This is a genomic window from Nocardia carnea (genome assembly GCF_029869215.1).
GTDB classification, from domain to species: Bacteria; Actinomycetota; Actinomycetes; order Mycobacteriales; family Mycobacteriaceae; genus Nocardia; species Nocardia carnea_B.
Genome location: NZ_JARWPM010000313.1, coordinates 1 through 12669 on the forward strand (window position 1 = coordinate 1; position 12669 = coordinate 12669).

General features: G+C 69.4%; 10 protein-coding genes and 2 riboswitches. Of the genes, 3 read left to right on the plus strand and 7 right to left on the minus strand.

What is annotated here, in order from left to right:
- Nucleotides 1-237: 237 nt before the first annotated feature.
- Complete coding sequence (locus QH276_RS22115) at nucleotides 238-1911, plus strand: VWA domain-containing protein (RefSeq protein ID WP_280401631.1); 1674 nt, start codon at nucleotides 238-240, stop codon at nucleotides 1909-1911.
- A 49-nt stretch (nucleotides 1912-1960) separates the two neighbouring features.
- Here QH276_RS22115 and gcvP read toward each other — a convergent pair whose 3' ends face one another.
- From gcvP to QH276_RS22150, 7 genes are all read right to left on the minus strand, one after another.
- Nucleotides 1961-4771, minus strand: coding sequence for an aminomethyl-transferring glycine dehydrogenase (gcvP, locus tag QH276_RS22120; RefSeq protein ID WP_280401632.1), 2811 nt, complete (start codon nucleotides 4769-4771; stop codon nucleotides 1961-1963).
- 45 nt (nucleotides 4772-4816) lie between these two features.
- Nucleotides 4817-4922: riboswitch (glycine riboswitch) on the minus strand.
- A riboswitch (glycine riboswitch) is annotated at nucleotides 4923-5022 on the minus strand.
- A 90-nt stretch (nucleotides 5023-5112) separates the two neighbouring features.
- The gene (locus QH276_RS22125) at nucleotides 5113-5691 is read right to left on the minus strand and encodes a MerR family transcriptional regulator (protein WP_280401637.1); all 579 of its coding nucleotides are present in this window, start codon (nucleotides 5689-5691) and stop codon (nucleotides 5113-5115) included.
- Between the two features lie 175 nt (nucleotides 5692-5866).
- Nucleotides 5867-6340, minus strand: coding sequence for a bifunctional nuclease family protein (locus QH276_RS22130; RefSeq protein ID WP_068037750.1), 474 nt, complete (start codon nucleotides 6338-6340; stop codon nucleotides 5867-5869).
- Between the two features lie 200 nt (nucleotides 6341-6540).
- Complete coding sequence (ftsR, locus tag QH276_RS22135; protein ID WP_280401633.1) at nucleotides 6541-7344, minus strand: transcriptional regulator FtsR; 804 nt, start codon at nucleotides 7342-7344, stop codon at nucleotides 6541-6543.
- A 62-nt stretch (nucleotides 7345-7406) separates the two neighbouring features.
- Nucleotides 7407-7892 (minus strand): oxoglutarate dehydrogenase inhibitor Odhl, encoded by a 486-nt coding sequence (gene odhI / locus QH276_RS22140; protein WP_030520553.1) that lies wholly within the window; start codon nucleotides 7890-7892, stop codon nucleotides 7407-7409.
- 150 nt (nucleotides 7893-8042) lie between these two features.
- Nucleotides 8043-8441, minus strand: a complete 399-nt coding sequence (gene gcvH / locus QH276_RS22145; protein ID WP_280401634.1) for a glycine cleavage system protein GcvH — start codon at nucleotides 8439-8441, stop codon at nucleotides 8043-8045.
- 43 nt (nucleotides 8442-8484) lie between these two features.
- Nucleotides 8485-9186: a CDP-alcohol phosphatidyltransferase family protein gene (locus QH276_RS22150; RefSeq protein WP_432278722.1), complete on the minus strand. Its 702-nt coding sequence runs from the start codon at nucleotides 9184-9186 to the stop codon at nucleotides 8485-8487.
- Between the two features lie 870 nt (nucleotides 9187-10056).
- Here QH276_RS22150 and QH276_RS22155 point away from each other — a divergent pair.
- On the plus strand, nucleotides 10057-11463 hold the full coding sequence (locus QH276_RS22155; protein WP_280401635.1) for a DUF2252 domain-containing protein: 1407 nt from the start codon (nucleotides 10057-10059) through the stop codon (nucleotides 11461-11463).
- Between the two features lie 63 nt (nucleotides 11464-11526).
- On the plus strand, nucleotides 11527-12417 hold the full coding sequence (locus QH276_RS22160) for an NERD domain-containing protein (RefSeq protein WP_280401636.1): 891 nt from the start codon (nucleotides 11527-11529) through the stop codon (nucleotides 12415-12417).
- Nucleotides 12418-12669: the final 252 nt, after the last annotated feature.

Sequence of the window (12669 nt, forward strand, 5' to 3'; positions counted from 1 at the left end):
CTGCGGCTCAGCAGCCGGAACGGTGGCGTCGTGCTCCCTTATCCTTTACGGGCCAGTCTCATTGCGAAGAGCCGGGCGTCGGTGGTCGCGGCAGCGGGGGTGGGGGCCCCGCCAACCCCCCCCCCCCCCCCCCCCCCCCCCCGGCCCCGCCCCCCCCCCCCCCCCCCCCCCCCCCCCCCCACGGCCGTGCGGGCATGACCCGCCACAATTCGGTTCCGCTCCTTACACTGACTGCCCGTGGGTACCCATCGCAGCACCGGCTCCTCCCGGGAAATAAGCAAGGGACCGGTGATCGCCGCGGTGGTGGTCGTGGTCCTGATCGCCCTCGCCGCCGCCTGGTGGCAACTGGGCCAGGACTCCCCGGTCGGCGCGAGCGCGGACGGCGCGTGCACCGACGGCGAGGCCGTCCTCGATATCACCGTCGACCCGGAGATCGCCGACCCGGTCCGCACCCTCGCCGCCCGCTACAACGAGACCCGGCCGGTGGTGCTCGATCATTGCGCCGAGGTGGTGGTCACCGAACGCCCGACCGCCGATATGGTCGCCGCCTTCACCTCCAACGCCACCTGGGATCCGGTGCTCGGCCCCCGGCCGGCGTTGTGGATCCCGGTGTCCAGCAGGCAGATCGAATCCATGCGGGTGCCGGGGCTGATCGAGGGCACCCCGCGCTCGATCGCATCCAGCCCGATCGTACTGGCCGTCCCCGAGGTGCTGCGCCATGCCCTCGCCGCGACCCAGACCTCCTGGGCGGATCTGCCCCGGCTGCAACAGGGTTCGCTCGAGGCGATCGGGCTGCCGGGCTGGAACGGGCTGCAGATGGCGTTGCCGCCCGGCGACACCACGCTGGCCGTGGCCGCGGCGGTCGCGGGCGCGGTCTCCGGTACCGATCCGCTGACCGCGGAGGCCGTGGCCTCCGGTCAGGCCCTGTCCGCGGTATCCGCACTGGCGGCCGTCGCACCGGAGGTGACGGATATCCCGGCGGCGATCACCGCGCTCGGCGCCGCGGCGCCGGCCGAGGCCACGGTCCACGCGGTACCGGTGACGCAGCGTGTGCTCGCGGCGAACGGCAAGGCCACCTTCTACGTGCCGGCCGGGGCCGCGCCGGTGGCCGACTACCCGGCCGCGGTGATGACCGGGCCGTGGGTGGACAAGACCGAAAACCTCATCGCCGGACTGTTCGCGGAGTACCTGCGCCGGCCGGAACAGCAACGTGATCTGATCGCCGCCGGCTTCGCCGCCCCACCGGCCCAGCCGGTCGCGGCCCCGCCCCGCGCCGCCCTGGACCGGCTGCGCCGGGTGCTGGACAACCCGGTTCTCGGCGTACACGCGACCGCCCTGCTGGATGTCTCCGCGTCCATGGAGACCACCGACGGGGAATTGAGCCGGTTGACCAACACGATCGGCGCCCTCGCGTCCACACTCAATGTCATGCCGCCCGAGTACGGGCTCGGAATCTGGACGTTCGGCGATTCCGCCGCCGGCGGCGACCCCTACGAGGTGGTGGTCGATACCGCGGCTCTCACCGACGACCACCGCGGCACCCTCATGGGGTCTCTGGGATCTATCGAGGCGACCACCGCGCACACCGACGAATGCTATCCGGCGCTGCTCGCCGCCTACCGCAGCGCGGTCGAGAACTACGTCCCCGACCGGACCAACTCGATTCTGCTGGTCACCGACGGACCGCAGGACGATTCCGCGCTCAGCGGCACGGACCTTGTGGCCGCCGTGGCGGACGCGGGATCGCCGGAGCAACCGATCCGCATCGATGTGATCGTGATCGGCGCCGAACCGGGCAGCGATACCCTGCGCACCCTCAGCGAACGCACCGGCGGTACCTACAAGGTCCTGCCCACCAGCAACGACCTGGAATTCGGGACCGCCATGGTCGGCGCCCTGACCACCCCGTGAGCACACCCGAGAGAACGACGGGGCGGTGCGGGCCGCTGCGGGGCGCCGTCTAGTCCACGTAGGCGTCCAGGGGTGGGCAGGTGCACTGGAGGTTGCGATCGCCGAACGCGCCGTCGATCCGCCGGACCGCGGGCCACACCTTGGCCCGCGCGTGGGCGATACCGCGCGGGTACACCGCGGTTTCCCGGCTGTACGGGTGATCCCAGTCCGCGACCAGGCACGCCGCCGTATGCGGGGCGTTGCGCAGCGGGTTGTCCTCGGCCGGCCACTCCCCCGCGGCGACCCGGTCGATCTCCCGGCGGATGGCGATCATGGCCTCGGCGAATTCGTCGAGTTCGGCCAGATTCTCGCTTTCCGTCGGTTCCACCATCAGCGTGCCCGCCACCGGGAAACTCATGGTGGGTGCGTGGAAGCCGTAGTCGGCCAGCCGTTTGGCCACATCGTCGACGGTGACACCGGTGCGTTTGGTGATCTCGCGCAGATCCAGGATGCATTCGTGGGCGACCATATCGCCGGCCCCGGTGTAGAGCACCGGATAGTGCTCGCCCAGCCGGCGGGCGAGATAATTGGCCGACGCGATGGCGGTGAGGGTGGCGCGGCGCAACCCTTCCGCACCCATCATCCGGATATAGGCCCAGGTGATCGGCAGAATCGACGCCGACCCGTAATTCGCCGCCGATACCGCGTGCGAATCGGCGACCAGCGGGTCCCCGGGCAGATAGGGCGCCAGATGTGATCGCACCGCGAGCGGGCCCACTCCGGGGCCACCGCCGCCGTGCGGGATGCAGAACGTCTTGTGCAGATTCAGGTGGCTGACATCGCCACCGAACCGGCCCGGCCGGGCCAGCCCGACCAGCGCGTTCAGATTCGCGCCGTCCACATAAACCTGTCCGCCGGCGTCGTGGACCAGAGCACACAGTTCGGCGATCTCCTGCTCGTACACCCCGTGGGTGGACGGATAGGTGATCATGATGCAGGCCAGCCGGTCGGCGTGGTCGGCGATCTTGGCGCGCAGATCGTCGAGGTCGACATCGCCGTTGGGCCGGCATTTCACCACCTCCACGCGCAGACCGGCCATGGCCGCCGAGGCGGCGTTCGTGCCGTGGGCGCTGGAGGGGATGAGGCAGGTATCGCGCCCGGCCTCGCCGCGGTCGCGGTGGTAGCGGCGGATCGCGAGCAGGCCCGCGTACTCGCCCTGACTTCCGGCATTGGGCTGCAGGCTCACCGAGTCGTATCCGGTGATCTCGGCCAGCCAGCGCTCCAGGTCGGCGATCAGGCGGCGCAGTCCGGGGGTGTCCGCGGCGGGCGCGTAGGGATGCAACCGGGCGAATCCGGGCCAGGTGATGGGCTCCATCTCCGCGGTGGCGTTGAGTTTCATGGTGCACGACCCGAGCGGGATCATGCTGCGGTCCAGGGCGATGTCCTTGTCCGACAGCGCCCGCAGGTACCGCAGCATCGCGGTCTCGGTGTGGTAGCGGGTGAAGGCCGGGTGGGTGAGGAAATCCGAGGTCCGGTCGGCGATACCCGCACCGGCCGGTTCGGCGGGCGCAATACCGAACGCGTCCAGGACCGCGGCGATATGGTCGCCGGTGGTGGCCTCGTCACAGGCCACCGCGACATGATCGTCATCCACCAGCCGCAGGTTGATCCCGCGCGCCGCCGCCTTGGCCACCACGTTCTCGGCCTGCCCGGGCACCCGGGCCAGCACGGTATCGAAGTATTTGCCGTGCACCAGCGCGTCGCCGAGGGCAGCGGCCACCTGCTCGGCGTATCGGTGGACCCGTCGCGCGATGGCCCGCAATCCGTCGGCGCCGTGGTAGCACGCGTACATCCCGGCGACGATCGCCAGCAACACCTGCGCGGTACAGATATTGGAGGTCGCCTTCTCCCGGCGGATATGCTGCTCCCGCGTCTGCAGCGCCAGGCGGTAGGCCGGCGCCCCGTCGGCGTCCTTGGACACCCCGACCAGCCGCCCCGGCAGCTGCCGCGCATGGGCACTGCGCACCGCCAGATAACCGGCGTGCGGGCCGCCGAAACCCATCGGCACGCCGAACCGCTGCGTGGTCCCGAAGCAGACATCGGCGCCCTGTTCCCCGGGCGGCGTGATCAAGGTGAGGGCGAGCAGATCCGCGCCGGCGGCGACCAGCGCGCCCCGCTGGTGGGCCCGCGCGATCACCTCGGTCCAGTCGACGACGCGGCCGGAGGCACCCGGCACCTGCAGCAGCACCCCGAAGAACTCCCCGTCGGGCAGGCCGTCGCCGGCCAGGTCGGCCTCGACGAGCTCGATGCCGAGCGGTTCGGCGCGCGTGGCCAGGACGGTGCGGGTCTGCGGGAAGAGATCCCGGTCCACCACGAGGCGGGTACCACGGCCGCGGCCGACCCGGTGCAACAGGGTCATCGCCTCGGCCGCCGCGGTGGCCTCGTCCAGCATGGACGCGTTCGCCACATCCATACCGGTCAGGTCGGTGACCATGGTCTGGAAGTTGAGCAGCGCTTCCAGCCGGCCCTGGCTGATCTCCGGCTGGTACGGCGTGTAGGCGGTGTACCAGGCCGGATTCTCCAGCAGGTTGCGCACCAGCACGGGCGGGGTGAGCGTGTCGTAGTAGCCCAGCCCGATCATCGAGGTGGCCACCGTATTCGTGGCCGCCAGTGCGGCCAGTTCGGCCAGCACCTCGTGTTCGCTCGCGGCCGGAGGGAGACCCGCCAGCGGGTCGGCGTCGCCACTGAGCGGGTCGCGGATCCCGGCGGGCAGCGCGGCGGCAGCCAGGTCACCGGCGGACGCGATGCCGATCTCGGCGAGGATATGCGCGAACTCCGCGTCGTCGGGTCCGATATGCCGGTCTGCGAAATTCTGGGTCACCACGGCTCCCTGGTCGGGCGGGCCGACCGTACGGTCGGCACAGGGCCCTCCCCCTCTGTCGCGGCGCCTGAGAGCTTCGGCGCCGGATCACGGATCCGATCGCCTTTCACCTTGGGCGGGTGGCCCGCAGCCACCACTTTCCAGAGGCGCCGGTTCCCGCACGGTCCTGGTGCCTGAGAGATTGACGGGGAGGTGCTGCTCCTTCGGCGCCCGGATCCACCCAGGGTCCGGGACTCTCCCGCACGGCTACGGCGCCCGGTTATCTTAGCCCGGCCGACGGGCCGGTCCGGCACTCACCCGGTATATGGCGCCGACCGCACCTCGAACGGAAGTCTCGCGCACTAGCCGGTCTTGCGGGTCATCCGCGCTTTGCGGCGATAGGACAATTCGTCTTCGGGCCGTTCGTCGGCCTCCGCCGCGCGTTCGGCGGGGAAGGCGGCGATGGCGCCGGTGAGTTCGCGCATCGCGCTGTTGACCGCGATACCGAACACGCCCTGACCGCCCTGCAGTAAATCGACGACCTCCTCGGGCGAGGTGCATTCGTACACCGAGGTGCCGTCGGAGAACAGGGTGATATCCGCCAGGTCCTGGACGCCGCGGCTGCGCAGATGATCGACCGCGATCCGGATGTTCTGCAGCGAAATACCCGCATCGAGCAAACGTTTGACGATTTTCAGGACCAGGATGTCCTTGAAGGAATACAAGCGCTGGCTACCGGACCCGGCCGCGCCGCGAATGGAGGGTTTGACCAGACCGGTGCGCGCCCAATAATCCAATTGCCGGTAGGTGATACCGGCGACCTGACAGGCCGTCGGAACCCGATATCCGACCAGGTCGTCGGGGACCGAATCGTCGGGGAACAAACCGGGTTGTATTTCGTAGCGCCGAGGCGGGCCCACTTCCGACCGCATATCCCGCATATGCTCTGCCACTGAACTACTCCCTTGCTCCGCCGATCTGTGCCCATACCCGACGGCCCGGCGTCGAGTACGAGGCTACTCTTCCCATTCTCTCGGCCGCAGAGGTGCCGATCCAAACGCGACGCGCGGTAATAGTCTCGACCTGTAGTTGAGGTCTAGAAAAAATTCGGGAAACTCAACTGTCGGTCGCTTTGAAATCGTCCGGAGATACCGACTCGAGGAACTCCTTGAACTTTTCGACCTCGTCCTCGCGTTCGTCCGGCATCACCAGACCGGCTTCCTCGAGTACGGATTCCGCCGCGTAGATCGGGCAGCCGACGCGCAGCGCGATGGCCACCGAATCCGAGGGACGCGCCGAGATCCGCACCTCGTTCTCGAACACCAGGTCGGCATAGAAGGTGCCCTCCTTGAGATCCACGATATGGACCTCCTCGAGGGTGTGCCCCAGATCGGCGATCAAGATCTTGATCAGATCGTGGGTGAGCGGCCGTACCGGGGTGACCCCCTCCTGTTCGAGGACGATCGCCGTGGCCTCGGCCTGACCGATCCAGATCGGCAGATACCGCTCCCCGCTCGCCTCCCGCAGCAGCAGGACGGGCTGGTTCTGTGGCTGCTCGACCCGGATGCCGATCACGCGCATTTCGCTCATCGCACTGCCTCCCATACTCCCCGGCCGCCAGCCCTCGCCGATGCAGGGCTCGCCGTACCACGAGTCTAGGCGAATTCCGGGCGCCGCCGCGATGGCGGACCTACACCGGAATCGGTGTGTTGCCACCGCCGTCGGCGGCGCGGGCTCCGCCGCAGGTCAGGCCGATCACGCCGCCGACGGTGGCGCCCGGCACGGATCGGTCAGCCACCGAGCGCGTTGCGCACCGAGGCCTTCACCAGGCTGGCGTGCAACGTCAGCGACAACGCGGCGAGTTCGCGGACGGTCTCCTCGGCCCGCGCCCGGGCGCCCGCATCGCGGCTCTTGGCGATCGGTGCCGCGATCTGGGCCACCAGCGCCGCCTCCCGGTCCGCGGCAAGTTTGAACGCGCGCAGATGCCGGGCTTCCAAACCGAATTCGGCCATCGCCTTGGCCGTGGTGGCCAGGGTCACCGCGTCGGCGTCGAAGAAGCCGGCGGGGCCCGGCGTGATCAGATTCGCCCGGATCAGATCGGTGAGGAACTTGTCGTCGATACCGGCCTGCGCGAGCAGATCATCGCGGGTCACCCGGATCTCGTGATCGAACTCGAGCTCGTCGGCGGTGATCCGGCCGGGCTGGACAGCCAGCCGCCGCGGCGGCCGGGGTGTCGCCGCACTCTCGTCGGCCATATCCTGCCCCGCATCCGGACGGGCGGTGCGCGCCCGGGCCCGGGCTTCGCGCACCCCGAGCGTCGCGGCTCCGCTGTCGATCGCCTCGAGTTGTTCCTTGATCACCTTCAACGGCAGGTACTGATCGCGCTGGGCGGTCAGTACGAAGCGCAGCCGCTCACAATCGGCCACCGAGAACCGCCGGTAACCCGAGGGGGTGCGCTCCGGCCGGATCAGCCCCTCGGCTTCGAGGAAACGGATCTTGGAGATGGTGATATCGGGGAAATCGGGTCGCAGCAGATCGAGCACGGAGCCGATCGACATCCCTCCGTGCGCCCACTGCTGCGCCGCGCCTGTCATGACTTCGAGTCTTTCATGCCGAAGCGCCGATCACCCGGATCGGCGCACCGATCATCACCTGTTCACAAACTGCCCGCACCGGCGGCCGAACCGGCCTCCTGGGTCCGCGGTCCGGTGAGGAATACCAGCCGGAACTTACCGATCTGGACCTCGTCACCGTTCTGCAGTTCCGAGGAGTCCACCGGCTCCCGGTTGACGTAGGTGCCGTTCAGGCTGCCCACGTCGACCACCTGGAAGGAATCCTCGTCCTGGCGGAACTCCGCGTGGCGGCGGCTGACGGTGACATCGTCGAGAAAGATATCGCTGTCGGGATGGCGGCCCGCGGAGGTGGTGGGCTGATCCAGCAAGAACCGCGAGCCCGCGTTCGGGCCGCGTTTGACCACCAGCAGCGCCGCACCCACCGGAAGACCCTCGACACCCTGCACCGGCTGTTCACCGGTCGGCTCGCCGGAGCGCGATGCGTCGACCTCGTTCAGGAAATCCGCGCGGAAGACCGACGTCGTCTCGGCCGCGGTCTCCCCGTAACCCGGGTCTTTGTTCTCGCTCACCGTTTCTCTCCTCCTCGAACCTCATAAACCATGCAGGCAGATGCCGCGGTGCGACGTGGCTCGGCGGCCCCGACTCCGGGCGGCACATCCGTTGGCATTGACCGTACCCTGCCGGGCCGTGCCCGTGCAGGTAGAACCGGGAAGGCTGGATCAGCCCCCGATAACTCCTTGATAACCTGCGGCATCGAGCAGTTCACCGAGACTCGAGTCCAGTGCCGTGGCACTGTCCACCTCGAGCTCGAACAACCACCCGCCACCGTAGGGATCGGTGTTCAGCGTTTCCGGTTTCGCCTCCAGTTCCTGGTTCACCGCAACGACTTTCGCGCTCAGTGGAGCGTAGATGTCGGAAACGCTCTTGGTCGATTCGACCTCGGCGATGCCGTCCCCGGCGGCGACATCGGCACCGGTTTCGGGCAGCTGCACGAACACGACGTCACCGAGTTGCGATTGGGCGTAGTCGGTGATCCCGACCCGCACCCGGGTGGGTTCGATCCGACGCACCCATTCGTGTTCCGCGGTGTAGCGCAGATCCTCCGGAGCCGGGTTCACGTGGTGTCCTTTCCTCGTGTCGTCGTGCACGATGCCCGCAACTCTATGCGAGCCCATCGCGATCTGCCGCGCCGGTATCCCCGCCCGGGGCGCCACCGCGCCGCCGCGGGGAAGGGGGCACCGCCCGCGCGACGGCGATCGCCCGGCCGAGGTACAACAACCCCGTCCACACGTAGACCGCGGTCCCCCAGATCAGCAGTGCCCCACCGAAGGCCCGGCCGAAACCGTCGCCGGCCCAGTCCATCTGCCCGGCCAGCAGCCACGGTAGCGCCGACATCAAGGCGAAGGTGGCGGCCTTGCCCAGATAGATGACCTCGGGCGGGTCCAGGCCGCGGCGCCGGTACACCCGCAAGGTGAGGGTGAGTACCAGGTCGCGTCCGATCAGCAGGACCGCCACCCACCAGGGGATGAGGTCACGGGCGACGAACGCGGCCAGGGTGGTCACCAGGTAGAGCCGGTCGACGAGGGGGTCCAGCAGGGCACCGAGCCGGGAGGACTGGTCGAGCAACCGCGCCAGTTTGCCGTCGAGGAAATCGGTCAGCCCGCTGAGGACGAGCAGGGCGAAAGCCCAGCCGTCGGCGTGTTCCACCAGCAGCAGCCACAGGAAGACCGGGACCCCGATCAACCGCAGCACGCTCAGCACATTGGGGACGGTGAGCAGCCGATCCGACAGCACCGCCGTGAGCGCGCCACCGGCTCCCCGATCCGCGGTCTCGGATCCGCCGGTTCCCGAATCGCTCGTCACATGCCAGTGCTTACCGCACGGACCCCGCCGATGCCAGCACGACCCCCTGCGATGCGCTGGAAGAACGGGTATCGGTGCCGCTGATCGCCGGCCGGGGTGAGAGAAAGATCATGTCGGCGCGCCGAGTGACACCATGAAATATCCGGCCGGCCATCCCGTACAGCCGGCCAGAGCCCGGGCCATATGCCACAGGGACAGGCACACCGTCGCCGAATGGCTCACCGCCCCGGCCACCGGCACCGCCGCCCTCTGCGCGACCCGGGTCGCCGCCATCACCGCGACGCGGTCGCGACAGTGACACCCGCGGACGGACCGCCGGCGGCGAGCGCCCGTACCGGCGACAAGGGGATCCGGCTCAACAGTGTCGCGCCCGGCCCGGTCCGGACCCGCCCCTGATCCCGTCCACCATGCCGAAACGAGCCCGGGGTGCGACCGACAGTGCCGCCGAGATCGCCGGCCGCCCGTAGGATTCTTCCCTGCCGGGCACCCGGGAGCAGGTGAGCAGGCGGCCTGCCACTCCGTGTCCCGGCACTCGGGCTTCGAGCGCCGCGAACTGCTCGCGGGTGCGGCAGACCCGCCTCCGAATCCGGCCGTCCGCCGACCGCACCTGCGGACGAAACGGCCGCAGACCGAAACTCCCGTTATCCGGGAACACCACGTCTCGGTGCACCGCGCAGACGTATTGCCGGCGCTGCCCGCCGCCGATCAGCACACGCGTCCGGACGGGTCGTTCGGACGCGATTCCGTGGTGGTGACCGGCCCGCCGCGCCAGGCACAACGGGCATGGACCGAGCGTGGGCGGTATCGGCACATTTCGCCGCCCCGGTGTTACGCACGCCCGGCCATGCGGACACTGGGTACGGTTACGGCGTGTCGAACAGTCGTATCCCCTTGCGCACCTATGTCCCCGCGGAGGACGTACTGGCCCGCGGCCGGGCCCTCCGCGACCGGGTGCCGCGCACCGCTCGCGATCGCGCGATCCGCACGGAGGGACGGCCGTCGATCGTCGAATTCGCCGAGTCCACCAACGCGGGCCGGCTCGAGCATCTCGTGCCGTTGCGGATCGGCCGGATGATGGCGTCCCCGTTCGCGTTCTACCGGGGCGCCGCCGGGTTGATGGCCATCGATCTGGCGGGCAGCCCGGACACCGGGCTGTCCGCCCAGCTGTGCGGTGACGCGCACGCCGGGAATTTCGGCCTGTACGGCACGTCCCGAGGCGAAATCGTCATGGATATCAATGACTTCGACGAAACCGTGCCCGGACCGTGGGAGTGGGATCTGGAGCGGCTGGCTGCCAGCCTCGTGCTGGCCGGCCGGGTGGGCGGGGCGAACGAGGACGAATGCCGCACCGCCGCGGCCGACGCGGCACGCAGTTACCGGCGTACCGCCGCGGCGCTGGCGCAGCGGCCGTTCCTCACCTCGTGGTCGGCGCTGGCCGACGAATCCGTTCTCGACCGGGTCGAGGCCGACGATCTGCTGGACAACTTCAAGAAGGCGGCCAAGAAGGCACGGAAGAACACCAGCGAGAAGGTCGTACGCAAATGGACGCATATCGACGACCACGAGACCGGCATCGAGAGCCACCGTTTCGTCAGCGATCCACCGTTTCTCACCACCGTCGAGCAGGACGTGGAAGACGCGGCCGTCGATGCGCTCGAACGGTACGGAGCGAGCTTGCGGGAATCCCGCCAGGGACTGCTGGCCAGATTCGCGGTGGCCGATATCGCGTTCCGGATCGTGGGTACCGGCAGCGTCGGCCTGCACAGCTATGTCGCACTGCTGCACGGGAATTCGGGGGAATTCCTGGTGCTGCAACTGAAACAGGCGGCGCCCTCGGCGCTGGCGCCCATCCTAGGGGTGGCACCACCGAAACACGAGGGCAAGCGAATAGTGCAGGGCGCCAGGCTGGTTCAGACCGAAACCGATATCCTGCTCGGCTGGACGACGATGGCGGTGCCGCAGCCCGGCGGCGGTAGCCGGGAGCTACCGTTCATCGTCCGCCAGTTCCGCAATCTCAAGGGCGGGATCGCGCCGGAGGAACTCGAACCGCACGATCTCGACGATTACGGCCGGCTCGCGGGCGCGCTGCTCGCCCGCGCCCACGCACGTTCGCTCGACCCCCGGCTGATCAGCGGTTACCTCGGCGAGGACGCCGACTTCGACGGGGCCGTGGCGGATTTCGCGGTGCGCTACGCCGACCGCACCGAAGCCGATCACGAAGAACTCGTCGCCGCCGTCCGGGCCGGGAAACTTCCGGCGGAGGAGCCGGACCGGTAGTTTCGAAAGGCGCGCCGCAGGCGGCGCCGCGGAGTCCCGGTTCGGACGCGAAGGGCGGTCACCATGCTCGTGCAGGTTCAGAACAGCACCGACAGTGTTGCCGAACGGGCACTGGTCGATTGGCTCAACGGCTGGGACGGTGCGGGCAGCCCGCACGGTGTCGCGACGGTGAACTGCGATCTGCGGTATCAGGACGAGACCTACCATTTCGACGCGGTGGTGTGGACGCCGACCAGCTGCGTGGTGATCGACGTGGCCGGGCTGCGTACCGACCGCGGCGGCACGTTGCAGGTTCCGCTCACCGGCGAATGGACACTCAACGGAATCCGGGCCGAACTGGAGGCCGCCGACGACCGTTCTCTGCTGGAACGTTCCCGCGAGCACACCTTCGCGCTGCAGAGCTGGCTGGCCGCCCGCGGGCTGGGGCAGCGGGCCGTGCACGGGGTGGCGTTGATCGTGCCGCTGCAGCGGGTCCCGGTGCAGATCGAGCAGAAGGTACAAGACCCGAGTTTCGATGTGATCGTGGGCGACGACGCCGACCGCCTCCGGCACTATTTCGGTGTCCTCGCCGAACGCGAATCGCACCGGTGGACCGCCAACGATGTGGCGATCGCCTTCCGGGGAATGGGGATCCTGCCGTTCCTGCCGGCGCCGCAGCGACTGCTCGAGGAGGGCTTCCTGGGGCCGATCGATGTGACGCTGTGGCACGGTAGTCCCGCCCAGGCCGAAGCGGAACAGTACGCCGAGGACTTGGCCGAGGCCGAACGGCTGGCCGCCGGGCGCCGGTTCCGCTCGCCCTGGTACAGCCCGTGGCGCCTGTATCCCCGGGAGGTCGGCGATATCGATTTCGGCCGGGCGTTCATGCGCGCGGCCTACGCGCTGGGGATGTTCGTCGCGGTCGTCTGGGTGCTGTGGTTCCTGATCACGGCCTTCCTGACCTATGGTCCCGGCTGAGCAGGTCGCTCGACAACGCATTCGGTGGCGTGCACCGGGCGGCGTCCGGCCCCCCGCCCCCGCCCGCCCCCCCGCCCCCCCCCCCCCCCCGCCCGCCCGCCCGGGCGGCGAGAAAGGCCCCCCCCCCGCCCGGCGCCGCGCCCGCCCCGCCGCACGGGAACGAACGGTGCGCTGGGGGGCCCGGACACTCGACGTGGATATCGTCACCTGTGCCGAACCGGCCCCCGGTGGTTTCCGCGCCTGCCGCAGCAC

Coding starts and splice junctions, on each gene's coding strand:
- QH276_RS22125 (WP_280401637.1), bottom strand. CDS start 5,691: ATGCGGGATATGCGGTCGGAAGTGGGCCCGCCTCGGCGCTACGAAATA.
- QH276_RS22130 (WP_068037750.1), bottom strand. CDS start 6,340: ATGAGCGAAATGCGCGTGATCGGCATCCGGGTCGAGCAGCCACAGAAC.
- ftsR (WP_280401633.1), bottom strand. CDS start 7,344: ATGACAGGCGCGGCGCAGCAGTGGGCGCACGGAGGGATGTCGATCGGC.
- QH276_RS22160 (WP_280401636.1), top strand. CDS start 11,527: ATGCTCGTGCAGGTTCAGAACAGCACCGACAGTGTTGCCGAACGGGCA.